We start from the raw sequence: 25565 nt of genomic DNA on the forward strand, positions 1-25565 counted from the left end.
GTGAAAGGTGATCGGGGAAAACGCTTTGCAATTTCGGGTTTGATGAGACGTGAAGCACGCTGAGCGTTTACGCAAAAACCGGGGACTACCCGTCGGTGCGAGCCCGAATCAGCGCAGCGGCCGATGCAATCGATGTCTGCTCTATTGCGACTTTGGCAACACCCGGCAGCGCGTCTTCTGCGAGTTGCGTCAGCGTGCGCCCCGGTGGCATCTCAACGAACACCTGTGCGCCGAGTTCGCGCAGCACGATAGTGGAGTCGTGCCAGCGAACGGGATATCGCAAGTTCGTCGCGAGGTCGGTACGGATAGCGTCAGCCTGGCGTAACGGCCTTGCGCCGCGATTGCTGATATACGGAATCGTCGGCGCACGGAACGCGATCTTGCTCGCGGCTTCGGTGAGTTCGCGGGCGGCATCGTCCAGAAGCACGCAGTGGGACGGCACGCTGACCGCCAGCCGCTCGGCCTTGCGTGCGCCTGCGTCCAACGAGCGTTCGCGCACCTGGTCGAGATCCCCGTCGGCGCCTGCCACCACGATCTGTCGCGGCGCATTCAAATTTGCTATGTAAGCGGCCTGCGTATGGGCATTCGCGATCACGGCGTCCAGTTCCCGCTCGCTTAAGCCCGACACCGCCAGCATTCCGTAACCGCGCGGATAGGCCCGCTCCATCAATTGCGCGCGCAGGTGCAGCAGCCTCAAGGCATCACCAAAGGATAGGGCATTGCACGCAACCGCAGCGCCATACGCTCCCACCGATAAACCCGCCACTGCATCCGGCGCGATGCCTTCTTCATGGAATGCTCGCGCGGCCGCGACGCCCGCCACAAGCAAGCTGATCTGCACGGCGACGGTTGAACTCAAAGCCTCGGCGTGATCGAGCGAGAGCACGTCTATATGCAGTATGTCCGAGGCCTCTTCGATGGTTTCAGCCAAACGCGCATGCGGCGTCGCGCCTCCAAGCGTGTGCAAAAAACCCGCGAATTGCGAGCCTTGACCGGGGAACAGGAACGCGATCATGCCGTTTGACCCGTCTGCCATGGATCGGCGACGAGCTTCGGACCATCGGCGCAACGCAGCATCACGCGTGCGCCAGGATGGGCGTATTCGGCCAGCGAGAACGCGCCATCGAGCGTCTGGATTTGCACATCAATGCGTGTGCCGTGGTGGAGCGCGGCTTGGGAGAGGGTATCGAACAAGGTTTTTGCGGTGGCGCGGTCGAGAGGATCAGGCGCACGCATCAGCAGGTCGAGATCGCTTGTTTGCGTGACCGTTGGGCAACCGCTCGCAAGTTCGAAGCCAGCGCTGCCAGTAGGCCCCCAAACGTAGCCGGTTGCATCGCAGAGTGGGGCGATTGCTCGCAGCAATGCTAACGCGGGCAACGTTGCACGCGTCATTGAGGGTTTCGCAGACCCAAGCGTTTCCGGCTTAAGGACCTGCGCAACATAATGCGGATCAAGCCACGAGCCGAAACGCTCGCTGCGTATCTCGCCACGAATGCCGACCGCAATCAAACCGTTCACCGACATCGCGCGTCGCACCACCACGAACGGTGCGCGTTTCAGTGATGCCGCAACCCACGCCGGGGCATCGGGGAAACCGGGCGTGCCCGGCGCGAGCTGCAACAGGTCGTGCGGACTCACGGCGCGTCCCATTGCTCCGCCATGCGCTTGCGGACTTCTATCGATGCCGCGCGAATCCGCTTGGCATCCGCCGACTGCAACCGCGATGAGAGGTCGCGTGGCCCTTTCCGTGCATCGTCAATGGCAGCGATCAACGAAGACTGCACACGGTCGATATCTTCGTGCCCGGGCACATCCGCATTGATACCGGCGATAAGCTCATGCAGCAGCCCAAGCTTGGCGTAAGCGCTCATCTTGTACGACATCGGTAACACACGGTCGCCGAGTTCATCGAGGCCTTCAACGCTACGGCGTGTGACGCGCGCGGCCGCTTCCTTGCCCATCGCGTGCACGCTGATGCCGTCCGCGTCCAGTGCGATGATCCGGTTCGCCTGGTATCCGTGCGCGAGGAACGCGCCGGACATCGCCGGGCCGACAATCAACGCGATCACAGGATGACCGGCGAGCCGCGCGCTTGCATACGCATCGACGCCCGCCGCGCACGCGAGATGAACGCCGAGCAGTTCCTCGCGACGGCCGTACGCCTGACTCTTCACATCGACGATAGCCACGATCGGGCGCTTGACCGAAGCATCGCGGTCCGCATCCATCGCATTACACACGGCGCGCGCAAGCAGCCAGCCTTGTTCGAGGCCGACCACGTTATCGGTCGCACGCGCAAAGCGATTATGCGGATCGGGAACGACGGTAATGAAACGCGCGCTTGAGTCGCCAAGCGGTGCATCGGCGCTGCGGATCGGACCTTCGTTGCCCGAAGCCGGGGGGCGGTTCGACGCGTTCGACGTCAATGCGTCGAACCAGATTTGTCCACGTGATGCGATCATCAAACCTCTCCTTGCCAAAGCGTGCGCAACACAGCGGGATCGATTGCCGATGGGTCCACGCGCGCAAGCCGTTCAAGTTGTGCATCGACCTGTTCTGTTCGATGGCTCGCCGGCACACCGCTTTCGAACGCGCCGAACACGGCGTTGCGAACCTGATCGGTATCGTCTTCCACGAGGGTGTCGACCAAGCCCACCGCCGCGCGTTGTTCGCCGCCGATCATCGACCAGATGAGGCGCCGGTCGTGTGAATCGAGCTCCTCCACGCCCGCTTCCTGTTCGATGACTTCGGGCCCGTTCATCCCGAGCCGCGCCTGCCGCGTCATGATCAGCCGGGTGCACAAGGCCGCCGCCAGCGACATCCCGCCGAAGCAGCCAACCATGCCGCCGATCACGCCGACCACCGGCACATACCGCCGCAATGCGACGATTCCCGCCTGAATCTCCGCGATCACCGCGAGACCGAGATTCGCTTCCTGCAGCCTGACGCCGCCGGTTTCGAACAGGATCACCGGCCGGATCTTGCGGCCTGCTTCGAACTCGCGCACGGCCATTTCAAGCGCCGCTGCGATCTTCGTACCCGACACCTCGCCAATGCTGCCGCCCTGGAACGCAGGCTCGATCGCCGCGATGACCGCCGCCTCGCCACCAAGCGTACCGCGTGCAATGACCGCGCCGTCGTCGGCCTGACAGACCACGTTCTGCATGGCGAGCCACGGTGATTCGAGCCGGTCGAATGGTCCGATCAACTCGCGGAAGGTGCCGGCATCGAGCAGCGCACGAGCACGTTCACGCGCGGTCAGTTCAATAAAACTATGCTGTGCGATGAAGGTTTCGTGGCCGCTCATGATGCATCTCCTTCGCTCGCTTCCACTGCTTCAGCGAGCCGCAGCATGACGACACCGGGCGTGGCGCCAAAGTCATTGAGTTCGAGCCGCGCGGCGCCGTCGTAGCGCGAGAAGAAACGGTCGAGCACGCTTTTCCACACGTGTTCGTAACCGTCCACGCTCGTGCGGATTACGACTTGCGCGTGTTGGCCCTCCGATGGCGACAGCAAAATCTCCAGGTCGCCCGAGCCGACCACGCCCACATGCGCGCGTTGGGGCACGGGGCGGGTGGCGGGATATTCGTAGCGCAGGTTTTCCATGACGTGTTCTCCGCGTCAGCCGACGCGCGGCAGGGTATCGAGGAAGAGGGTGGCGGCCAGCAAGTCCGCCGCGCCTCCGGGAGATGCGTTCAATTCGGTCAGACGTTGGTCGAGGCGGGCAAGCGCGACGCGGCCTTGCGGGCGTGCTGCGCCGCCGGCTTGCAATGCTTCGCGCGCGCCTGTTTGCGCGGCCTCAAGCGCGACTTGACCGCCGCGATGCAGCAGGCAGGTGTCGTCGAGTGTCGCGATGATGGCGAGCAGTGCATCGAGTCTCGCTTCATCTTCGGTCGCGCCGTTTGCACGCGAACGATGCAGCGCGGGCAAGCCGGCTTCGAGCACGTGAGGGAAACCTTCGGCCGCCTGACCGCGTGCGCCTGCCACGCCGAAGCGCTGCACAACGCGAGCACCGTTGCTCAATGCAGCGGGCGATGGCGCGAAACGGTCGTCAAAGCGAGCAATGACTGCTGCTTGGGCGCAAAGTTCGGAGGGCTCTTCGAGCGCGAGCGGACTCATTGCGGCGGCTGCGCACAACAAGCCAACAATCCAGATCGCCCCGCGATGCGCATTGCTGCCATTGGTTGCACGCAACATTGCCACTTCGCCCTCACGGCCAATACGCGCCAGTTGCTCGCGCAGCCGTTGGGAAGGTTCTTGATCAGCCGCTGCGCGCGCCAGCGCGAGAAAAGTCGGCCGCAACGAACGCGCCGAACGCAGCATGGTGTCGAGGTCGAGATCGCGATGCGCACCGCTGCCACGCCGGTCCACCAGCGCGGGTTTCGGGGTGAGACACGCCTCATCGATCAACGCGGCGACCGCGATATCCGCGAGGGTCGACGGGGCGCAGGCAGGGTCGATGGATACAGGTTGAGTGCAGGCCATCGAGCTCACCAGCTACGGAATTTTGCGGGCGGCTGGTACAGCCCGCCCGACCACGCGACCAGGTCGTCGATACTGCGTGCCGCCAGCAACGAGCGCTTCGCTTCGCCACGCCGGATGCCCAGGTCCTCCGGATACGCAACAATGCCGCGCCGGCGCAATTCCGCCGTCTTGGCGGGATCGGCGCGCATGCCGATGGGGGTTACTCCGGCTACGGCACGCAACGCCGCGCGGCGCTCTTCCACGCCTTCGGCCGCGTGCAGATAAGCGATTCCTTCTTCGGTCACGACATGGCTTACGTCGTCGCCGTAGATCATGACGGGGGCGATGGGCATGTTGCTTTGCTTGCCGACGGCGATTGCATCCAGGGCATCGACAATGGTGGGCTCACCGCCCTTCTTGAAGGTCTCGGCGGTTTGCACGACGAGCTTGTGCCCGCGTCCAATAGCGCTGTTCGGCCCATCGTTTTTCATTAACTTCAACCACGCTTCGCTCGAATGACGGCGTCCACGCGGATCATGTCCCATGTTCGGTGCACCACCGAAGCCGGCCAGGCGCCCGAGCGTGACGGTCGATGAATTCGCGTCGGCGTCCATCTGCAGCGTCGAGCCGATAAAGAGGTCCACGCCGTATTGGCCCGCAAGCTGACACAACACGCGGTTTGACCGAAGGCTGCCGTCGCGGCCGGTGAAGAACACATCCGAGCGTGCTTCGATGTAATCCTCCATGCCCACTTCGCTGCCGAAGCAATGCACGCTTTCAACCCAGCCGCTTTCGATAGCGGGAATCAGCGTGGGGTGCGGATTGAGCGCCCAGTGCGTGCAGATCTTGCCCTTCAGCCCATGCGCTGCGCCGTAAGTCGGCAGCAGCAATTCGATCGCGGCGGTATCGAAGCCGATGCCGTGGTTCAGCGCCTTCACGCCATAACGCTCGTAGATGCCGCGTATGGTCATCATCGCCATGAGGATCTGCAACTCGCCGATATGACGTGGATCGCGCGTGAACAGCGGTTCGACGGCAAACGGCCGGTCGGCCTGCACCACGACATCGACCCATGAGCCGGGGATATCGACGCGCGGCAATACATCGACGATCTCGTTCACCTGCGCCACCACGATGCCATGACGGAATGCGGTCGCCTCCACGATGGTCGGCGTGTCCTCGGTATTCGGGCCCGTATACAAATTGCCTTGGCGATCGGCCTGCACCGCGCAGACCAGCGCGACTTGCGGCGTCAGGTCGATGAACATGCGCGCATACAGTTCTATATACGTATAGATCGCGCCAATCTCGAGCTGCCCGTCTTCCAGCAGTTGCGCGACGCGCAGGCTCTGCGGCCCCGCAAACGAGAAGTCCACTTTGCGCGCAATGCCGCGTTCGAACAGCGTCAGATGCTCGGGCCGGCTGATGCTGGATATCAACAGATGAACGTCATGCACGCGCGACGGATCAAGCTTGGCGAACGCGCGTGAGAGGAAGTCGGCTTGCTTCTGGTTGTTTCCCTCCAGCGCGACACGATCGCCGGATTGAATCAGTGTTTCGAGGGCGTCGACAATGCGCTCTGCCTTGAGCACGCCGTTATCGAGCCAGCCTTCGATAGCCTTCAGGCGCCGTGCCTTTTCCATTGCACGCGTGTTCCACTGGCGCGGTGCTGGGGTGGTGCCGACTTGTGCGGGAGGATTCATGCGGGGACCTCGGTGTTGAGCAGGATCAGCGAAACGAAATTGGCGCTCAGTCTGACCGCGAAGTGGAAGGACGGCGACGCTTCTTCGGCTGCGTGGCTTGAGCCTGCATTTGTGCGTCGTGGAGGAAACGATAAACCAGTTCGCCCGTCGCGAGCAGATGGCGTGCGACCAGCGTTTGTGCGGCTTCGGTATCGCGGGCATGCAGCGCGTCAAGAATGGCTTCGTGCTCGGCGTCGGACTGCCCCTTGAACGTGGGCATGCCGAACTTGAGCCGCAGATAACGCTCGCCCCGCCGATGCATCGTACCAATCAGCTCCATCAGGTGAGGGCGCTCAGCCGGCGCGTACAGGCTCATATGGAACTGCTCATTGCGTATCACATACAGGGCCTGATCCTGTTCATTGGCCGCGGCCACCAGCAATTGACGTGCCTCGGCAAGCGTTGCCTCGGTATGGCGTTCGATTGCGATGCCGATCGCCAGACTCTCCAGCGACGCACGGATCTCATAGATCTCGCGGGCTTCATCAGGTGACTGCAGGCTGACCGACGCGCCACGATTCTGCTCGATGGTGACCCAGCCCTCGCTGTCCAGTTGCCGGAACGCTTCGCGTACCGGAATTGCGCTGACGGAGAACTGCCTGGCAATAGCGTCCTGGCGCAGCGGTTCGCCCGGCAACAGCGAGCCTTCGACAATTGCCGAGCGTAACGCGTCCGCTATATAACGTGACGTGCTCTGGCGTGGCTCGAATTGCGCCTCGCGAAACAGGGGATTCAGCTCGTTTTTCATGCTTTTTTCTACCGAAGCTAGGTACAAGTGCGGAGTGGTCAACAGCTCGTTTTCAAATATTATATATGAAAATGCACTTTTAGGGCTTGGAAGCAAACCCGGTGCTTAACGTAGCAGCCTGGACTCGCCACCAGAGCGCGTCGTCCCTATCAGGCTCATACCAGGTTTACCCCTACCAGGAAGACAGTCATGCCAAGCACGCTGGAACGTTCGATAGGCGCCAACCGGCGCACCCGTACGCCATTGAACCGGACACAAATCGTAGGCTTCTGGGGTGCCTGGGCCGGATGGACGCTCGATGGCATGGACTCGTTCATCTATGCGTTGGTGCTGGCGCCCGCGCTGACTGAACTGCTGCCGAAGTCCGGCTACGCAGCCACGCCAGCGAATGTCGGGCTGGCCGGCTCGATCCTGTTCGCGCTCTTTCTGGTGGGTTGGGGTCTGTCGTTCATCTGGGGTCCGCTTGCCGACCGCTTTGGGCGCACCAAGGTGCTCGCCGCGACTATCTTCACCTTCGCGATCTTTACCGGACTCGCCGCGACTTCACATACTGTGTGGGAGCTGGGCATCTATCGCTTTCTTGCCGGCGTGGGTATCGGCGGGGAGTGGGCGCTGGCCGGGACTTACGTGGCGGAAGCATGGCCGGAAGATCGCCGCAAGATGGGCGCGGGTTATCTCCAGACCGGGTATTACGCGGGCTTCTTCATGGCCGCCGCACTTAACTATACGATCGGCGCGACCTTCGGCTGGCGAGCGATGTTCCTCGTCGGTATCGTGCCGGTGATCGTCTCCATTGTCGTGCTGCTGCGCGTGAAGGAAACCGAGAAGTGGCAGAAGGTCGAGGCGACGGTGGTCAAGCAGGCAAGTTCGCTGCGATCGATTTTCTCGGCGCAATACCGGCAGCGCACCATCGTCGCGACCGTGTTGTTGACTGTGGCGATCATTGGACTGTGGGCGGGTGCGGTGTATGAACCATCGGCAGTCATCCAGCTTGCGACAAAGGCCGGCATGACGAAGGCGGACGCATCCAAGACTGCATCGATTGCGACGGGCTTGCTGTCCATCGGCACGATCATCGGATGTCTCGCGTTGCCGCCGATGGCCGAGCGCATTGGCCGCAAACTCACACTCGCGGTGTACTTCGTGGGCATGGCGGTGTCCATCGCGCTGGCGTTCGGCTGGGCGTTCTATCTGGAGAATGGACTCGTGCCGTTCATCGCGCTGCTGGTGGTGCTTGGTTTCTTCGGCGGCAATTTTGCGTTGTTCAGCTTGTGGCTGCCGGAGCAGTTCGAGACCCGCGTGCGAGCGACGGCGTTCGCGTTCTGCACATCGATAGGACGCTTTTTCGGGGCGATCGTCAACTTCGGGATCGGCGCGATGGTGCTGCATATGAAGACGCTTGGGGTGCCGATTGCGCTGACCGCCATTGCGTTTGTGATCGGGCTGGCCGTGATTCCGTTCGCGCCGGAAACGAAGGGGCAGGATTTGCCGACCTGATACTTTATTAAAAACCCCCTCTATTCAAGGCGCCGCGCGAGTAAGCAGAGGATTTAAACCATCGGGGCAGGGTTGGCGGAGCCGCGAGGCACTGGTCAACCCAAGACGCTCAAGCTGCCGCCGCGCTCGCTTCCACCGTCTGCAATCGCTTCAGTGCTTCCCCATTTGCGCGAAACAAATGCGCATGCCGCACGCCGAAACCGGCGTCGACGGATTGCCCGTCGACCGTCGTCGATTCGCCGGATCCTTTCACCTGGATCGTTGTGTCGTTGTCCAGATTCACATGCAGCAGCGTCTCGCCGCCGAGATGCTCGACGACCACGACCTTCCCTGTCAGCTTCCCTTGCGTACCGCTTGCCGACGATTCCGACAGATGTTCGGGGCGAATGCCGAAGGTCAGCTTATCGCCCGTTTTCAAGCCATCCGCGCTGAACGGCAGCGTGATGGGCGCGCCGCCGGGCAAGCCGATCGTTACGCCCGCCGTATCCGTGCGCTGCACCGTGACCGGCAGAAAATTCATCTTCGGCGAGCCGATGAACCCCGCAACAAAGTGATTCACCGGCGTCCTATAAAGCTCCAACGGCGTCCCGATCTGCTCGACCTTGCCCTGATTCAACACGACAATGCGATCCGCCATGGTCATGGCTTCGGTCTGGTCGTGCGTGACGTAAATCATCGTTGCATTGAGTTGCTTGTGCAGTTTGATGAGCTCAAGCCGCATTTGTACGCGCAACGCTGCGTCGAGATTGGACAGCGGTTCGTCAAAGAGAAACACCTTTGGTTCACGCACGATCGAGCGCCCGATTGCCACCCGCTGGCGCTGACCGCCGGACAACGCGCGAGGCTTGCGTTCAAGCAACTGTTCGATCTGCAGGATCTGCGCCGCGCGCTGCACGCGTTCCCTGATCTGCGCTTCAGGCAGCTTGATCATCCGTAGTCCGAACGCAATGTTCTCGTAGACGGACATGTGCGGATACAGCGCGTACGACTGGAACACCATGGCCACGCCACGCTGCGACGGTTCCAGGTCCGTGACATCTTCACCGCCGATCAGTACTTGTCCCGAGTCGCTGCGTTCCAGGCCGGCAATGGTGCGCAGCAGCGTGGACTTTCCGCAGCCAGAAGGGCCGACAAACACCATGAATTCACGGTCGGTCACCGCGATGTCCACGCTCTTCAACACCTCCGTACCGGCGAACGCCTTGCGGATCTGATGCAATTGCACTGCACTCATGCGTGTCTCCTTCAGATGCTCATGCCATGGGCCGGCGAGCAATGGAACGGGCGTTGGCGCGTGCTTTTGCCTTGCGACGCAGCATGCAACGCCTTAGCTAAATTTGTTCTTGACAACCTGTTCGCGTCCAAATATACAATTGTAAAACTGAAATTACAAGTGAAACGAAGTCGGTGCGAAGTCGGTGAAAACGCAGCAGCGCAATGCAGGACCGTCATGAAAGGTGATAGACGCTGGCCGTGAGGAGCCGCCTGACGCAGCTCAGCCGGCCTTGATCGTCAATCGTTGTTAATGGGTATCGGCATTTTAAAAATAACTTCACAGGAGACAGGCATGAAGAAGCGTTACACGCAGGTCACCGCATTCGCGGTGCTGAGCGTTACGGCATCCTTGCTCGCGGTATCGAATGCGTCCGCCTGGACGCTGAAAGAAGCGGCCGAGCCGTATTCGGGTACCACCATCAAGGCCGTTTTCCTCGACCGTCCTGGCTATAAGGCGGCCTCGGCGCTGATCCCGCAATTCGAGAAAGAGACCGGCATCAAGGTGCGTACTGAAGTGGTCCCTTACGAGAACACCCGCGAAAAGGAGGTGCTTAATTTCGTGGGCGGAGGTGACCAGGACGTCGTGCTGGTGGACGTGGTGTGGATGGGCGAATTCGCGAGCAACAAGTGGCTCGTACCGATCAAGACCTTCACCGACAACCCCAAGCTCGCTGATCCGAAGCTCGACTTGCCGGATTTCTTCCCGATCCTGCTCGACTCGTTCGGCACTTGGGACAAGACCACGTACGGCCTGCCCTTCGATAACTACTCGGGTTTAATGTTCTACAACAAGTGCATGTTGAAGGACGCAGGCTTCAACGGACCGCCGAAGACCTGGGACGAACTTCTCAACGTCTACGCGCCGAAGCTGACCAAGCCCGACAAGAACCAGTTCGCGTATGCGCTGCAGTCGCGCCGTGGAGAAACGCAATCCGCCGATAGCTTCATGCGCATGCTCTGGCCAAACGGCGGCTCGCTGCTCGATGCCAAGTTCAAGTCGAATTTGATGTCGCCGCAATCGCAAGCGGGTCTTGAATATCGCCAGAAACTGATGAAATACATGCCGCCGGGCATTGTTGATTACGACCATGCAGAAGCCGTGAATGCGCTTGCGCAAGGGCAGGTCGCAATGATCACGGAGTGGTCGGCGTTCTATCCAACGCTGACCGACCCGAGCAAGTCGAAGATCGGCAACTGCCTCGCGATTACGACCGAACCAACGGGACCTGCAGGACTGAAGCCGGCACTCGGCGGGTTCTCTCTGGCGGTGAACGCGAAGTCGAACGCGAAGAAGCAAGCGGCATCGTGGCTGTTTATCCAGTGGATCACCTCCAAGGAGATGGCGAAGCCGTATCTGGATGCGGGCGGTGTCAGCGGTCGCATGTCGGTCTACAAAGACCCCGCGGTGCAGGCGAAATTTCCGTTCGTGAATCCGATGGTGCAATCGTGGCAAGGCGGCGTGCCTGATTTCCGGCCGCGTTTCCCGGAATGGCCGGCAGTGTCTGAAGTGATCGGCGAATGGGGCAGCAAGATCATGCTCGGACAGGTGTCGGTGAAAGACGGCGCCAAGACGATCGGCGACAAGACGGAAGAGATCCTGAACAAGGCGGGCTATTACGACGGCAAGAAGCCTTTGCTCAAGTAGTGAGTCTTGCTTAAGCCGGCAAAGCGAGGCGCATGAGTGCCGCCTCGCTGCGCTCCCAGTCAGGCCAACCCCGCGGAGAAGATTCATGCTCAAGACCACGGTTCCGCCAGCGACCGGCGCAATGCGGCCGCGACCGCGCGCACGCTATCGCTTCATGCCGCGTTCGCCCGCGTTCTGGTTTCTGTTTCCGGCGGTCGCAGCGCTGGCGGTTATCGGTATCTATCCGCTGCTGCTCGCGGTCTACAACTCGTTTCATCAGTACAAGCTCGCCGATCTCGCTGCCGGCACTCCGTTTGTCGGACTCGATAACTACATTGCCACGCTCACCGATCCCTCGTTCTGGGGCGCGCTCGGTCGCACGGTAGTGTTCCTGTGCCTGACCTTGCCGATCGAGATTGCGTTCGGTATGTTCGCCGCGCTAATGCTGCATCGCTCGGGCCTGCCGTGGCTTCGTGTTGCCGCCCGCGTGGGTCTGGTCATCCCGATGGCGACCACCTACGCCGTCGTCGGCCTGATCGGGCGGCTGATCTTCAACCGCCAGTTCGGGGTGGTCAACTATCTGCTGAGCCGGTTCGGCATTGCGCCACTCGACTGGCTCGCGGACCCCACGCTTGCATTCGTCTCCGTGATGATCATGGACATCTGGCAATGGACGCCGTTTTGCGCGCTGATCCTGCTGGCCGGCCTCTCAATGGTGCCGAAGGAAGCAGAGGAAGCGGCACGCCTGGAGACGCCGAGGTGGAGCAAGATCCTGTGGCATCTGCAACTTCCGTATCTCTTGCCGGGCCTCACAGCCATCCTGATCCTGCGTTCGGCCGACATGCTCAAGATGTTCGACGCGGTATTCACCATGACGCGCGGCGGCCCGGGTACCGCGACTGAATTCATCAGTATCTATATCCAGCGCGTTGCTTTCCGCCTCTTCGATCAAGGCATGGCGTCCGCTCAGGCGGTCCTCCTGCTGATCCTCACGATCGTGTTGTCGCGGCTTTACATTCGTTTCGTTTATCGGGAGGCCGTGTGAGCACATCAACGGATACCAGGGCTGCCTTGAAGCCGTCCGCCATGTCCTTGTCGCCCCGTGCACGCCGTGCGCGAAATGGGCGGCGGCGAGCCACGGCCTGGCATTTTATCGGACTGCTGATCGTATTTCTCACATCGGTATTTCCGTTTTACTGGATGGTCACGACCAGCCTCAAGAGTCAGGCAGATGCGCTCGCGGTGCCGCCGGTCTGGGTGTTTACGCCAACGCTGAGCCACTATATTGACGCGCTGTTCGAGCATGACGTCGCGCATAGCTTGCTGAACTCGCTGATCGTGGCGAGCAGCGCGACCTTCCTGTCGCTGCTGCTTGGCACGCCCGCTGCATACGCGCTTGCGCGCTTCGAGTTTCGCGGCAAGGAAGACCTTTGGTTCTGGTTCATCTCGAACCGGATGGTGAGTCCCGTCGTGCTGGCAGTGCCGTTTTTCCTGATTGCCACCAAGCTGGATCTTGTCGATACGCATATCGTGCTGATCCTGCTGTATCTGACATTCTCCCTGCCGATCGTCGTATGGATATGCACCGATCAGTTCCGCAGCATTCCCGTGGAACTCGATGAAGCTGCGCGCCTGGACGGTGCGTCGCCGTGGCGCATTTTCTGGCGTATCAATCTGCCGCTCGCCATGCCGGGCATTGTCGTCTCGGCGATCTTCGCATTCATCTTTTCGTGGAACGACCTGCTGTATGCGCTGGTCCTCACGCGCACTGACGCCATCACCTCGCCGGTGGCCGCGACCAGCTACATGAGCGGGTACGAATTGCCGTGGGGCGAGATCATGGCGACCGGTACGCTGATCGTGTTGCCCATGGTCGTGTTTGCGCTGGCCGTGTCGGGCCGGTTGGTGCAGGGGCTCACCATGGGCGCGGTGAAATGACGGGTGAATTAAGATCCGTCGGTCGCTACAGAAATCGATAAAACTCATGAATAAACCCACGCCGACCGCCGCCCCCCCGCTTGCTGAACCCTCTATCGATTCGTCTGTCGATCCCGAGGAGGAACTGCAGGCGCGGGTGGCCTGGCATTACTACGTCGGCAATCTCACGCAGCAGGAGATCGCACAGCGTATTGGCAGCAACCGGGTGCGCGTGAACCGGCTGCTGGCCGCAAGCCGGGAATCGGGGATGGTGCAGATCACCATCAACAACCGGCTCGCGCCCTGCGTGGCGCTGGAGGAAGCGCTGATGAAGCGCTTCGGCCTGGAGGCCGCGGTGGTCGTGCCGACCGGCGCCGACACCGACGCCAATATGGCCGCGCTCGGCATTGGCGCGGCGAACTATCTGTCGCGCCAGATCGAGGCGGGGCAGACTATCGGACTCGGTTGGGGGCGCACCATTCGCGCCGTGTTGCGCGCGCTGCCGCAGCGCGCCTATGGACCGATATCGGCGGTGTCGTTACAGGGCGGCCTGTCGCATTGCCCCAGCATCAACACCTTCGACATCGTGTCTGACTTCGCCAATCTATGTCAGGCAGACGGTTTCCTGTTTGCCGCGCCGATCTATGTGAGCAGCCAGAAAGTGCGCGACATGTTGCTGCAGGAAGACGCGGTGCGTGAGACCTACGACCGCGCGCGCCAATCCGACATGGCGCTGCTGACATGCGGAGATCTGACGGAGTCGCTAGTCGTGACCTACGGCATTAACGACCCAGAGCAAGTGCGTGCGCTCGAAAAAGCCGGTGCAGTAGGCGACATGCTCGGGCATTTCATGGATGCCGACGGAGAAGCAATCGATCATCCGCTGAACCGCCGCACAGTGGCAATCACCCTGGACGACCTGCGCAAGATTGGGCGCGTCGTGCTGGTCAGCGGCGGAGCGAAAAAATTTGTCGTTACGCGAGCGGCGCTGCGCGGCCGTTATCCGTCGGTGCTCGTCACCGATGAAGACACCGCGCAGCGTCTGTGCAATGAACCCTGAGAGAACGATGAACATGGACCGCAATCGCGAATTCGCCGGCAAGACTGTCCTCGTCACCGGGGCGGGCAAGGGCATCGGCTATGCAACCGCGATTCTGATGGCGCAGCGTGGTGCACAGGTGGTTGCGTTGAGCCGGTCACAGCCGGATCTCGACGCACTGAGCAACACGATCCGCTGCAAGACGATCACCGTCGATCTCGCCGATGCCGCCGCCACGCTCGCAGCGGTGCAGCAAGCTAGTGAGGCGCAACCGGTTGATCTGCTGGTGAACTGCGCCGGGATTGCGGAGCTGGCGCCGTTTCTCGACACCTCAGTCGATTCCTTCGATATCACCATGGCGGTCAACGTGCGCGCCGCGATGATCATCGCGCAGGACTATGCGCGCGGCGTGATCGCACGAGGCACGGGCGGCGCGATCGTCAATGTATCGAGCATCGCCGCGCAGGTCGGCACGCCGCTGCACGCGGCGTATTGTGCGTCGAAGGCGGCGCTCGACGCGCTGACCCGCGTGATGGCGGTCGAGCTTGGCGTGCATGGTATTCGCGTCAACACGGTCAACCCGGTCATCACCATGACGCCGATGGCTGAAAAGGTCTGGAGCGAGCCTGCGAAGTCCGCGCCCATGCTCGCCCGCATTCCCTTGCAACGATTCGTGCAGCCCGATGAAGTGGCACGCACGATCGCCTACCTGCTCAGCAGCGACTCGAGCATGGTCAACGGCGTCAGCCTCGCTGTAGACGGCGGTTTTCAGGCCGGCTGATTTCACTACTTTTACTCTTAGCAGAGGGCTTCAATCATGGAAGCACTGGTTCTCGAAGAAGCGCGGCGCATCAGCTTGCGTCCGTTCACGTTGCCGCAAGTGGTCGGTGCGCGAGATGTACGCATTCGCATCAATACGGTCGGCATTTGCGGCAGCGATATCCACTACTACCAGCACGGCCGGATCGGGCCGTTCGTTGTCAATGAGCCGATGGTCCTGGGTCACGAAGCGGCGGGAACCGTGATCCAGACCGGCGACGAAGTGAAGCATCTGAAAGTCGGCGATCGCGTTTGCATGGAGCCGGGCGTACCCGACATGGAGTCCCGCGCGTCGCGTGAAGGCATGTACAACCTCGACCCGAGCGTGCGTTTCTGGGCGACTCCACCGGTGCATGGTTGCCTGACGCCGTTCGTCGTGCATCCGGCGGCGTTCACGTTCAAGCTGCCGGACAACGTGAGCTTTGCTGAAGGCGCGATTGTCGAGCCGCTGGCTATCGGCATGCAGGCGGCAACGAAAGCGGCGATAAAACCGGGGGACGTAGCCGTTATTCTCGGTGCCGGAACGATCGGCATGATGTGTGCGCTGGCCGCGCTCGCGGGGGGATGCAGCCGCGCGATCGTATGCGATCTCGTACCGGAAAAGCTGGCGTTGATCGGCGACGTGCAAGGCGTGACTGCAGTCAACATTCGGGACCGGCGCGTACAGGACGTGGTGTCGGAACTCACCGACGGCTGGGGTGCGAATGTTGTCTTCGAAGCGAGCGGCAATGAAAAAGCGTTTGAGGGCATTGTCGACCTGTTGTGCCCGGGCGGTTGCCTTGTCCTGGTCGGGATGCCCCAAAAGCCGGTGCCTATCGATATTGTCGCCGTCCAGATCAAGGAAGTGCGGATCGAATCCGTGTTCCGTTACGCCAACATGTTTGCGCGTGCGATCCAGTTGATCGCATCAGGCAGGCTCGACGTCAAGCCGTTCATCTCGCGATCGTTTGCCTTCGCGGACGGCATCAAGGCATTCGAGGAAGCCGCGAGCGGCAACCCCACCGACGTGAAGGTGCAAATCGTCCTGGAGTAGCAGGAGCGTTTTAGTTTTAACGTGAGCCCTGATTCAGGTCCATTGCTTTAGCAACGGACCTTCGCGTCCTCCAACAGGATCGCTGCGTGGAAACGGCAACGCTTCCATCGCAGCGATTTCTTTCTCAGATAGCGCGTCGCGCCGGATGTCCCATTGCTGGCCTTCGGGATAGGCGCCGACCACTTGAAACCGTCCCTCCGTCGCTTGCAGGCAGTGGCCGGTTCCTGCTGGAAGCAGCACGACATCGCCGGCCTCCAGCGTGACCACCAGGCCGCCGGGTCCCCCGATTATCACCTCCGCTGTTCCCGATATTGCGCCGAGCACTTCATGCGCCGTGGAGTGGAAGTGGTGGTAGTCGAAGATGCTGTCGCGCCACTGCGGCGGCCATTCGTTGAGAGCGAACATTGCTTCAAATACCGGGCCGAGATCTTTGCAGGAAGGAGAAAGGACTTGCCGGTAAACCAGTACCGGCAAGTGCCGATTGTTCGGGACCCAGGCATGGGGTGTCAGTCTGAGGATTTCGTATTCGAGATCTGAAGCGTGGCGGGCGGACTGAAGATCGTGCTTCATGAAAGCTCCTTTATCGAACCGGATGACGAAGGTTCTATGCACGTCAGCGTTTTACGTGCCCGCGCTCCGGCGCACGCTAACCGCGACTCCCGGTTAGCGCGTTGAAAAAACTACTGCGCCGTGGCTCGTCAACAGGGCGAGCCCTAAATCTTCCATATTAAATACCATTAGCTGTCATATAGCTTTCATTAATGAAACTTACACTTCGCCTTCATCGCGCATCCCCCGACCCATGTGCCGAACGCTCAGGCGCTTGAATGACAGGGTGCGCTGGCCCCCACCCAACAGAAAACCGGACCAGACGACATGCAAGAGCAGCCCAACGTATCGCGCCGTAAAGCCCTCAAACTGCTCGTGGGTGCACCCATGCTGCCTTTAGGCGCGTTCTCCGTTTCCACGCTTTTGTCTGGCTGCGGTGGAGACAGCGCGAGCGCACCGGCCACGTCGGCATCGTTCAAGTCCGCTTCTTTCGCTTCAATGGCCGCTCCGTCGCTGGCTGACACGGCGGCCATGGCGACCACTACGGTCGGCTCGACGCTTACGGTCAGCTATAGCGACGGCACCACGCAAGCGTACAAGCTCGCCTACCAGCCGTTCTTCGTGACGGGGGACCTCGTGCCGAACGGCAGCTGCGGCACGACGCTCGCGGGTGGTTACTACGACATCGACAACCAGCCGATCATCGACAAATCGGTGGCCGGTAAAGAGCGCCAGTTCTTCTCGGATTGCCCGGATGGCACGTCGCTGCTGTCACTCGATAAACCCACCGTCGCCGGCATAAAGGGCCGTGCCGTATTCGCAGTCGTGCAGTTCGAATATGCGACGCGCGACCAGAGCCTCGTGTCGGCGTACGGACAGTTGCCTTCGCCTATCGCGGTACTCACGCTCGATCAGGATCAGACGACCGGCAAACTGACGCTCGTGAAGTATCACAACGTGGATACGTCGAAGGCGAATGGATTGTGGATCACGTGCGGCGCGAGCTTGTCGCCATGGAACACGCATCTGTCGAGCGAAGAGTACGAGCCGGACGCAACGGTCATTTCAACCAACAGCCAGTTCAAAGCGTTCAGCACGAGTCTCTATGGCGACGCGAGCCGTGCGAACCCCTACAACTATGGCCATCTCCCGGAAGTCACGGTGAACCCGGACGGCACGGGCACGATCAAGAAACACTACAACCTCGGACGCATCTCGCACGAACTGGTGCAGGTGTTGCCGGACAAGCGCACCGTCATGATGGGCGACGACGCGACCAACGGCGGCCTCTTCATGTTCATCGCGGATCGGGCGGAGGACTTGTCGTCGGGCACGCTGTATGTGGCGAAGTGGACGCAGACATCGTCGGCGGCCGCGGGTTCGGCCAACCTGACGTGGATCAGGATTGGCAGCGCGACGAGCGCGGAGATAGAGGCCATGGCAGCGAAGCTCAAAGCGGCGGACATCATGGACGTGAGCACCAAGGACCCACTCGACGCGAGCTTCACGAAGATCAATTTCAACGGCACGTTCAACTGGATTCGCATCAAGCCCGGCATGGAGAAGGCGGCGGCATTCCTGGAGACGCATCGTTACGCGGCGTATATAGGCGGGAGCATGGGCTTTACGAAGCTCGAAGGCACGACGATCAACGCGAAGGACAAGATCGTGTACACCGCCATGTCGCGCGTCGAGAAGTCGATGGTGAAGGGCAACGCGGCATCCACAGATGTAGCCGTCGACAAAACCATCAGCGCCGGTGCGGTCTACGCGTTGAACCTGAAAGCGGGGCAGAGAGACACGAGCGGTACCGCGATCAACAGCGAATGGGTCCCGGTCGACATGGCTGCACCGGCGGCGCTGGTCGGCGAAGATCTGGCCACCCCCGATGCCATCGGCAATACCGCGAACGCGGGCAAGATCGCAAACCCGGACAACCTGAAATTCTCGGAGAAGTTGCGCACGCTCTTCATTGGCGAAGATTCGGGCATGCACGTGAACAACTTCCTGTGGGCCTACAACGTGGATACGCAGAACCTGTCACGGGTGCTGTCGTGTCCGGCCGGCGCGGAATCGACCGGCCTTCATGCGGTTGACGAGATCAACGGCTGGACCTACATCATGAGCAACTTCCAGCACGCGGGTGACTGGGAAAGTCCGGTCCACGACAAGGTAAAGGCCGCACTGGACCCGATCGTGCGGGCCAACTACAAGGATCGCTTCGGCGCCACGGTCGGTTACCTGAGCGCGGACGCCTCCAGCATCAAGCTCGCCAAAGGCTGATCGAGCAACTTTCGAATGCTTCAGGTTCCCTTGTGATAACCATCGTTCAGGGTATGCAGGAACGCGATGATGTCTTTCATCTCCTGGTCTGTCATCGCGGGCTTGTCGCCGAACTTGCGGTCGAACGGTGCATCCGTCACGTCGATGTTCGCGTGGAACTTCGCCGGCAGATCGTCGTACTTGTTGACCTTGCCGTCGACGCCCTTCGGATAGAACTTCTGCGGCGCGGTATTGCGGTCGTTGTAGAACGACATGACGTCGTCGAGCGAATGATAGACGCCGTTATGGAAGAACACCTGCCGAGTAGCTGCGTTCCGGAGCGTGGGCGTGAGGAACATGCCGCAATACTGCGTCTGGTCCTTTATGTCGTCGCGGAAGGGGCCGCACACGCCCATGTCGTAGAACTTCGGATCGTGGTTGACAGCAAGCGTGGTGTTGCGCGGTACGCCGAGCGCTTCATACTGGTAGTCGGTGAACATCGGCGGCACACCGTCGGAACCAGGCTTGGACAAATGGCAACCGGCGCAGTTGGCCTTGTCGGGATCGTTGAAGAGACGCAAGCCATGCAGCTCCGCCTGCGACAGGCGTGCCTTGCCCTCGAGCCAATAGTCGTACTTGCTCGAGTACGGATGAAAGGACTGCTCTTCGATCTGGTAGCGCGCAATCGCGAACATGGCCTCGGAAACGGTGAGGTCTGTGCTCTGGAAAATATGCGGGCCGAACAACTTCGTGAAATCGTCCTTGTACGCGGTGCGCTGCAATTTTGCGGCGACATCGGCTTCGCTGGTGTTGGCCATTTCCACGGGGTTGAGCATCGGGCCAGACGCTTGAGCTTGCAGCGTGTCCGCGCGGCCGTCCCAGAAGAAACCGCCTTGCGGCACCATGGCCGGCGCAGCGGGCGCTACGCCCGCGTTCTTTTGCGCCTTGGCGGTTCCTGCAGCTTGCGAGGCGAGGGCAGCGAAATCCGGCGGGGCTTCGGCTTCTCCCGCATCCGGGCCAATGCTGAAGTTAGGCTGCAGGTACAAATACATCAGTGAAGGCGGCGGCCGGTAGCCTTCCAGATTCATGTGCGGTCCGCCCAGCTGCACGGACAGTTTGTTCGGAGGGCCGTAGGCGTGGTCCGGGCTGTGGCAGGACGCACACGACTGTTTCCCGGATCCGGACAGCGACTCGTCAAAGAATATCTTCTGGCCGAGTTGCGCGACCGCGCTCAACGGCGCAACCGGCGGACGGGACAGTACGACAGGATTCGGATTGGCACCCGTCAAATCTTCGACGATGGCGCCCACGCGGGCCGGTGCTTGCGAAGGGAAGGCGACAGCCCAAGCGCTGAATGCGACAGCGCCAAGAACCACGGCGGCAATGCACCCGAGCAAGATGTGTTGCGGGCGAGGAAAGCTTGGCTTCTCGCCGGCGTTAGGCGTGACCGGAGGTATGACGGTGTGCGACATGTTAACCAGGAAGCAGAGGCAGCATCGAAAAAACGCCGCCGGCCAATGGCTCGGCGGCGACGTGACAAGAACATCAAAGTCTGCGTCAGTGATCCGACGCAGGCGATCAGGCAACCATCAGATGGCGGGAACCGATGCGACCGGCGTACCCAGGTTCGGATCGACGAACAGCGTCGGGTTGTTACCCGCACCGCTGAAGTTGAACATGCCGTTGATGCTGCCGGCAGTTGCGTCAAACGCACCGCCGCCGAGACGCGCGCCGTTGAGCCAGTTGTCTTCAATGAACCGCACCACCGAAGCCTGGCTGATCTGCGTATGGTCCACGTAGTTCACCTTCGCCCACGGCGAGATCACGATGAACGGAATACGCGTGCCCGGACCGCAGCGGCCGTTCACCGGCGCGCCCTTCACGCCCAGCGGGGCCGTCGCCGTACCGCACGTGCCGGCGCCATTCACCTGGTCGGCAATCGCGTCGAACGATGACGATGTCGGGACTGCGTAGGCATGGTCGTACCAGCCGTCCGAGTCATCCCACGCCACGATCACAGCGGTGCTCGCCCAATCCGGCTGCTGCTGCAAGAAGTTGACGATCTTCGCGGTGAAAGCTTGCTCGTCGAGCGGATCCGAGTAGCCTGCGTGACCATCCTGGAACGCCGGCGCCTTGATAAAGCTGACGGACGGATAGTTGCCGGCCTTGACGGTGGCGAAGAAGTCGTCGGTGTCGTACTGGTGGTTCGCCGGTTCCGGCGTCTTGCCGTCCGCTTCGAGCGACAAGCCGATCACTGCCGTCGAGCTCGGACGTGCATGCGTCGGGTTAGCCGTCGATGCGAAATACTGGAACCAGTTGTGGTGCGGGACATAGTCGGCGGTCGCCTGACCCACCACCGGCGACAACGTGCTGCGCTTGCAACCCGTCGTACCGTTGCTGTTCACGGTCGTCAGGTTGAAGCCGCCCATGAAGCCGCCCCACGAGATGTTGCTGGCGTTCAGCAAGTCACCGATGTTCTTGGCGGCCAGCAGCGCGGTGTCGGTCGTGCTCGAGCAAGTGTCGTTGGCCGGATCAACGTCGTTGATCAGCGTGAAGCCGCCCTGGCCGTCGTTCACGTAGTACGAACCCGTGGCCGTCGCGCTGACCGGGCCCGTGCTGAACTTGACCGGCGTCAGGCCGTTGGTCTGACCCGACACGACTTCGAGTGCGCCCGGCGTGGACGGACCGTAGGTGGACGTGTACGCGTTGTCGCTCATGGCGAACTTCTGCGCGTAGTTCCAGAGGGCGCCGACCGTGTTGCCGTCGTAGTAGCCCATGACCTGGCCAGCGGTGCCGAATGCGCCTGCGCCGCCTGCTGTGCCCTTACCCGTGTACTTCGGAAAGAGGTCGGCTGCGCCGTTGTCGTAGGCGTGTTGTTCAGCCGTATACGCGTGGTTCTGGTCGGCCGTCGCGGCTTGCGTGCGGTCCAGGCGGAACGGATTGGCTGCTGCCGTGCCGTTGAGCTGGTTCGTGAAGTTGGGGTTGGCCGTCAGCAAGGTGCCGCTAAGACCATTCACTGCCGGCGTGCCCGCTGCCGGTGTAAACGCCGGCTCGCCTGCCGGGTTCGCTGCGTTCGGATAGGTAGCGAAGTAGTGGTCGAACGAGACGTTCTCGTTATAGATCACGACTACGTGCTTGATGGGGGTAGCCGTCGCCAACCGGTTCTGAGCGGATTGCGACGAGTTGCTGCTGTTGCTGCTACCGCCGCAGGCATATAGGCCGATAGCCATTGCTGCAGTGGGTACGCCAACCATTAAGGCTCGACGAAACATGTGTGAAGCTCCGATGTCGTTGTTGTTTCAGTGCTTGTGTGGCCGCGTGGCCTTAGGGACGGGTGCGGACTAGGATGCGGACTATTCCAAGACCTTTCTTTCGATCCGAGCGCATTGGAACACTTGCGTATGAACCCTAAAAGACGGTCTGCTTTCGCTGGGGTTACATGGAAATAACAAGCAGAAAGAGTCGGTAAGGTTGAACGTCGAAGTCCGTTACGGGCTGGCTCTTCAACGCCTGTGGCCTGAGCGCTCGTCCGGCTGTTTGATGGCAAGGCTTTTTTAAGCGCATGGAAAGCGTCGCGCGGACCCCACGGTAATGAGTCGCGCGCTTTCACGCGGACGTCACAGAGCGCTTCGATAATCGCTGCTGTAAACGTTTTCAGTGAATTCTTGCCACCGCCCATGCACTCCACCATCAAGGACGTTGCCGCGCATTCGGGCGTCTCTATCGCTACCGTGTCGCGTGCGCTCAACGCACCGCAATTGCTCAATGTGGAGACGCTCGCCAAGGTGCGCGAGTCGATCGAAACGCTCGACTTCATGCCCAGTGCACGAGGCCGCCAGCTTCGCGGCGTGCGCACGCGGCTGGTCGGCGTGGTCGTGCCGACACTGGCCAATCCCGTCTTCGCCGAGTCGCTGCAGGGCATTGATGAAGCGGCATCCGCCAGTGACTACCGCCTGATGCTGATGACCACAGCGTATGACAGCAAGCGTGAGCGCCGCGCGATCGAGACCTTGCGCGAGCAACGCGTGGACGGTCTGATCGCCACGGTGGCGGACGCCGAATCCAACCCCTTGCTGAACGAACTGGATCGCATCGGCTTGCCTTATGTGCTGGCGCATAACGACACGGCGTATCGCGAGGCGGTGTCCGTCGATAACCGGCGGGCGGCGCGTGACGGCGTGTGTGCGTTGTTGCAGCGCGGGCATCGGCGCATCCTGATGCTGGCGGGTCCGTTCGCGGAATCTGACCGCGCACGCTTGCGGTATCGCGGCTACGAAGACGCGATGCTCGATGCCGGTCTCACTCCGCATGCGCCCCTCGAACTCGATTTCAACGCGGAAGATTTGCCGCCTTCGCTGCTCGCCCCTCTCTCCGATCCCGCTCGCCGGCCCACTGCGCTTTTCTGCAGCAACGACCGCCTGGCGATGATCGTGATACGCGGTTTGCGGCATGCGGGTTTGTCCGTGCCGCACGATATTTCGGTGCTTGGCTTCGACGGCATTCCGCTTGGCGAGTGGTTATCGACAGCGCTGTCCAGCGTCGCCACGCCGAACCGCGAGATTGGCCGGTGCGCTTGGCTTCATCTCGCCAAGCAGCTTGGCCTGCCCGGCGACACCACCAGTGGCCCCATTCCGTTCAAGTTGCCTCATAGCGTAAGAACCGGCGCGACCATCGCGCCATTGATCGATCCTGCGGCCACAACGGCCTTCCTCGTATCGGAGAATCCTGCATGAAAATCCGTCATGTCCTGGCTTCGCTGCTTGCAGTGACTGCTACCTTCTGCGCGGCTGGCGCGGCGTATGCAGACAACGCCGCCGACAGCACCGCGATCTGCTACAACTGTCCGCCGGAATGGGCGGACTGGGCGAGCCAGATTGCTGCCATCCAGAAGCAGACCGGCATTCGCGTGCCGTTCGATAACAAGAACTCCGGCCAGGCTATCGCGCAGATGATGGCCGAGCAAAAGAGCCCGATTGCCGACGTGGTGTATCTCGGCGTTTCATCGGCGTTCCAGGCCAAAGACAAGGGTTTGATTCAACCGTACAAACCCGCGAATTGGAACGATATCCCGGCCGGCATGAAGGATCCCAACGGCTACTGGTTCGCGATCCATTCGGGCACGCTGGGCTTTTTCGTGAACAAGGACGCGCTCGACGGCAAGCCCGTTCCGCGTTCGTGGGCGGACTTGTTGAAGCCGGAATACAAGGGCATGGTCGGTTATCTTGATCCGTCGTCGGCCTTCGTGGGATACGCGGGCGCGGTGGCCGTGAACCAGGCGCTTGGCGGCACGCTCGATAACTTCAAGCCAGGTCTCGACTGGTTCGAGAAGATGAAGGCCAACGCGCCGATCGTGCCGAAGCAGACCGCGTATGCCCGCGTGATGTCCGGCGAGATTCCGATCCTGCTCGACTATGACTTCGACGCGTATCGTGCGAAGTACAAGGATCACGCGAACGTTGAGTTCGTGATTCCGAAGGAAGGCACGATCGTCGTGCCGTATGTGATGAGCCTCGTGAAGGGCGCACCGCATCAGGTGAACGGCGAGAAGGTGCTGGATTTCGTGCTGTCGGATGAAGGCCAGCGCTTGTGGGCGAACGCGTATTTGCGACCGGTGCGTGGGGGAACATTGCCGCCTGACGTAGCCGCCAAGTTCCTGCCGGCGTCGGAATATGCGCGCGCCAAGGATGTCGACTTCGCGAAGATGGCCGCCAAGCAGGGCGCGTTCGGCGAAGAGTATTTGCGCGTCATGCACTGATTTTCCAACGATGCAAGATTCCACTTTCTCCACCCGCACGCGGGTCTTCCTGCTGGCACCCGCGCTGGCCGTGTTCTGCGCGTTCTGGCTGCTGCCGCTGGTCGCGTTGCTGCAAGCCAGCGCGGTGCCAAATGCGTTCACCGCGTATCGCGAGGTCCTGACCAACTCGCGTTATCTGCATAGCTTGCTCGCGACGATTGCGTTGTCGCTGGCAGTCACAGCGGCGACGCTGGTGTTGTCGACAATCGCCGGTTTGTTTCTCGCCCGCCGCGAGTTGCCGGCCAAGCGATTGCTGGTCGCGCTGCTCACGTTTCCGCTCGCGTTTCCCGGCGTGGTGGTGGGGTTCATGGTGATCATGCTGGCCGGGCGCCAAGGGTTGGTCGGCGCCATTTCCTTACGGCTGACGGGCGATCGCTGGGTGTTCGCGTATTCACTCAGCGGCTTGTTCCTCGGTTATCTGTATTTTTCGATTCCGCGCGTGATCGTTACGGTCATGGCAGCTGCTACGAAGCTCGATGCCTCGCTGGAGGAAGCGGCGCGCTCGTTGGGGGCATCGCCGTGGCGCATTTTCATAGACGTGGTCATGCCGGCGTTGATGCCTGCACTGATCGCGGCGGGCGCCGTGTGTTTTGCTACCGCGATGGGTGCTTTCGGCACTGCGTTCACGCTCGCCACCGACCTCGACGTATTGCCGATGACCATCTATACCGAGTTCACGCTGAACGCGAATCTTGCGACGGCAGCGGCGTTGTCGATCGTGCTCGGCCTCGTTACCTGGGCAGTGCTGGCGGTTGCTCGCAGCCTCACCGGCGCGACTGTCGCCGCTACCGCGTGAGGACGC

General features: G+C 61.3%; 23 protein-coding genes. 11 read left to right on the plus strand and 12 right to left on the minus strand.

Features of this window, described 5'->3' with window-relative positions:
- Window positions 1–85 precede the first annotated feature (85 nt).
- Genes mdcH through BSU04_RS38400 form a run of 8 tightly spaced genes read right to left on the minus strand, consistent with a single transcriptional unit; the run spans window position 86 to window position 6954 of the window.
- A complete protein-coding gene (gene mdcH, locus BSU04_RS38365) occupies window positions 86–1015 on the minus strand; it encodes a malonate decarboxylase subunit epsilon (RefSeq protein ID WP_089165437.1) in 930 nt (309 codons plus the stop codon).
- The gene (locus BSU04_RS38370) at window positions 1012–1650 is read right to left on the minus strand and encodes a malonate decarboxylase holo-ACP synthase (protein ID WP_089165438.1); all 639 of its coding nucleotides are present in this window, start codon (window positions 1648–1650) and stop codon (window positions 1012–1014) included. Before BSU04_RS38370 ends, mdcH begins: the two co-directional genes overlap by 4 nt.
- Window positions 1635–2462, minus strand: a complete 828-nt coding sequence (mdcE, locus tag BSU04_RS38375) for a biotin-independent malonate decarboxylase subunit gamma (RefSeq protein WP_089165439.1) — start codon at window positions 2460–2462, stop codon at window positions 1635–1637. The genes BSU04_RS38370 and mdcE overlap by 16 nt, the downstream gene beginning before the upstream one ends.
- Window positions 2462–3307, minus strand: a complete 846-nt coding sequence (locus BSU04_RS38380) for a biotin-independent malonate decarboxylase subunit beta (protein ID WP_089165440.1) — start codon at window positions 3305–3307, stop codon at window positions 2462–2464. The genes mdcE and BSU04_RS38380 overlap by 1 nt, the downstream gene beginning before the upstream one ends.
- Window positions 3304–3606 (minus strand): malonate decarboxylase subunit delta, encoded by a 303-nt coding sequence (locus tag BSU04_RS38385; protein ID WP_089165441.1) that lies wholly within the window; start codon window positions 3604–3606, stop codon window positions 3304–3306. The genes BSU04_RS38380 and BSU04_RS38385 overlap by 4 nt, the downstream gene beginning before the upstream one ends.
- A 15-nt stretch (window positions 3607–3621) precedes the next feature.
- On the minus strand, window positions 3622–4485 hold the full coding sequence (locus tag BSU04_RS38390) for a triphosphoribosyl-dephospho-CoA synthase (protein WP_089165442.1): 864 nt from the start codon (window positions 4483–4485) through the stop codon (window positions 3622–3624).
- 5 nt (window positions 4486–4490) lie between these two features.
- A complete protein-coding gene (gene mdcA, locus BSU04_RS38395; RefSeq protein ID WP_089165443.1) occupies window positions 4491–6167 on the minus strand; it encodes a malonate decarboxylase subunit alpha in 1677 nt (558 codons plus the stop codon).
- 46 nt (window positions 6168–6213) lie between these two features.
- Complete coding sequence (locus tag BSU04_RS38400) at window positions 6214–6954, minus strand: GntR family transcriptional regulator (protein ID WP_089165444.1); 741 nt, start codon at window positions 6952–6954, stop codon at window positions 6214–6216.
- Between the two features lie 189 nt (window positions 6955–7143).
- Here BSU04_RS38400 and BSU04_RS38405 point away from each other — a divergent pair, with 189 nt between their 5' ends.
- Entirely contained in the window at window positions 7144–8451 is a 1308-nt protein-coding gene (locus BSU04_RS38405) for an MFS transporter (RefSeq protein ID WP_089165445.1), read from the plus strand.
- Between the two features lie 109 nt (window positions 8452–8560).
- Here BSU04_RS38405 and BSU04_RS38410 read toward each other — a convergent pair whose 3' ends face one another.
- Window positions 8561–9685 carry an ABC transporter ATP-binding protein gene (locus tag BSU04_RS38410; RefSeq protein ID WP_089165446.1) on the minus strand — a complete coding sequence of 375 codons (1125 nt, stop codon included), beginning with the start codon at window positions 9683–9685 and terminating at the stop codon, window positions 8561–8563.
- Between the two features lie 333 nt (window positions 9686–10018).
- On the opposite strand from BSU04_RS38410, the gene BSU04_RS38415 reads away from it, so the two are divergent.
- The 6 genes from BSU04_RS38415 (at window position 10019) to BSU04_RS38440 (ending at window position 16158) form a co-directional block, all read left to right on the plus strand.
- A complete protein-coding gene (locus tag BSU04_RS38415; RefSeq protein WP_089165447.1) occupies window positions 10019–11371 on the plus strand; it encodes an ABC transporter substrate-binding protein in 1353 nt (450 codons plus the stop codon).
- A gap of 85 nt (window positions 11372–11456) precedes the next feature.
- Window positions 11457–12395 (plus strand): carbohydrate ABC transporter permease, encoded by a 939-nt coding sequence (locus tag BSU04_RS38420; RefSeq protein ID WP_256983777.1) that lies wholly within the window; start codon window positions 11457–11459, stop codon window positions 12393–12395.
- A 41-nt stretch (window positions 12396–12436) separates the two neighbouring features.
- Window positions 12437–13288: a carbohydrate ABC transporter permease gene (locus tag BSU04_RS38425; RefSeq protein ID WP_089165448.1), complete on the plus strand. Its 852-nt coding sequence runs from the start codon at window positions 12437–12439 to the stop codon at window positions 13286–13288.
- A 46-nt stretch (window positions 13289–13334) separates the two neighbouring features.
- Window positions 13335–14327, plus strand: coding sequence for a sugar-binding transcriptional regulator (locus BSU04_RS38430; protein ID WP_089165449.1), 993 nt, complete (start codon window positions 13335–13337; stop codon window positions 14325–14327).
- Between the two features lie 13 nt (window positions 14328–14340).
- A complete protein-coding gene (locus tag BSU04_RS38435) occupies window positions 14341–15087 on the plus strand; it encodes an SDR family oxidoreductase (RefSeq protein ID WP_089165486.1) in 747 nt (248 codons plus the stop codon).
- Window positions 15088–15123: 36 nt separating this feature from the next.
- Window positions 15124–16158, plus strand: coding sequence for an NAD(P)-dependent alcohol dehydrogenase (locus BSU04_RS38440; protein WP_089165450.1), 1035 nt, complete (start codon window positions 15124–15126; stop codon window positions 16156–16158).
- A 33-nt stretch (window positions 16159–16191) separates the two neighbouring features.
- On the opposite strand, the gene BSU04_RS38445 is transcribed toward BSU04_RS38440, so the two are convergent.
- Window positions 16192–16728 (minus strand): cupin domain-containing protein, encoded by a 537-nt coding sequence (locus BSU04_RS38445; protein WP_089165451.1) that lies wholly within the window; start codon window positions 16726–16728, stop codon window positions 16192–16194.
- A gap of 306 nt (window positions 16729–17034) precedes the next feature.
- On the opposite strand from BSU04_RS38445, the gene BSU04_RS38450 reads away from it, so the two are divergent.
- Entirely contained in the window at window positions 17035–18990 is a 1956-nt protein-coding gene (locus tag BSU04_RS38450; protein ID WP_089165452.1) for a PhoX family protein, read from the plus strand.
- Window positions 18991–19010: 20 nt separating this feature from the next.
- Here BSU04_RS38450 and BSU04_RS38455 read toward each other — a convergent pair whose 3' ends face one another.
- Window positions 19011–20441: a cytochrome-c peroxidase gene (locus BSU04_RS38455; RefSeq protein WP_089165453.1), complete on the minus strand. Its 1431-nt coding sequence runs from the start codon at window positions 20439–20441 to the stop codon at window positions 19011–19013.
- 117 nt (window positions 20442–20558) lie between these two features.
- Window positions 20559–22241: a phospholipase C gene (locus BSU04_RS38460; protein ID WP_089165454.1), complete on the minus strand. Its 1683-nt coding sequence runs from the start codon at window positions 22239–22241 to the stop codon at window positions 20559–20561.
- A gap of 405 nt (window positions 22242–22646) precedes the next feature.
- Between BSU04_RS38460 and BSU04_RS38465 the strand changes: the two genes are divergently transcribed.
- From BSU04_RS38465 to BSU04_RS38475, 3 genes are read left to right on the plus strand one after another with little or no spacing between them, the layout of a single operon-like run.
- Window positions 22647–23702, plus strand: a complete 1056-nt coding sequence (locus BSU04_RS38465; RefSeq protein ID WP_089165455.1) for a substrate-binding domain-containing protein — start codon at window positions 22647–22649, stop codon at window positions 23700–23702.
- Window positions 23699–24724 carry an ABC transporter substrate-binding protein gene (locus BSU04_RS38470; RefSeq protein ID WP_089165456.1) on the plus strand — a complete coding sequence of 342 codons (1026 nt, stop codon included), beginning with the start codon at window positions 23699–23701 and terminating at the stop codon, window positions 24722–24724. Before BSU04_RS38465 ends, BSU04_RS38470 begins: the two co-directional genes overlap by 4 nt.
- A 10-nt stretch (window positions 24725–24734) precedes the next feature.
- Complete coding sequence (locus BSU04_RS38475) at window positions 24735–25559, plus strand: ABC transporter permease (RefSeq protein ID WP_089165457.1); 825 nt, start codon at window positions 24735–24737, stop codon at window positions 25557–25559.
- Window positions 25560–25565 lie beyond the last annotated feature (6 nt).

The sequence above is a fragment of the Caballeronia sordidicola genome, assembly GCF_002220365.1.
GTDB lineage: Bacteria > Pseudomonadota > Gammaproteobacteria > Burkholderiales > Burkholderiaceae > Caballeronia > Caballeronia sordidicola_C.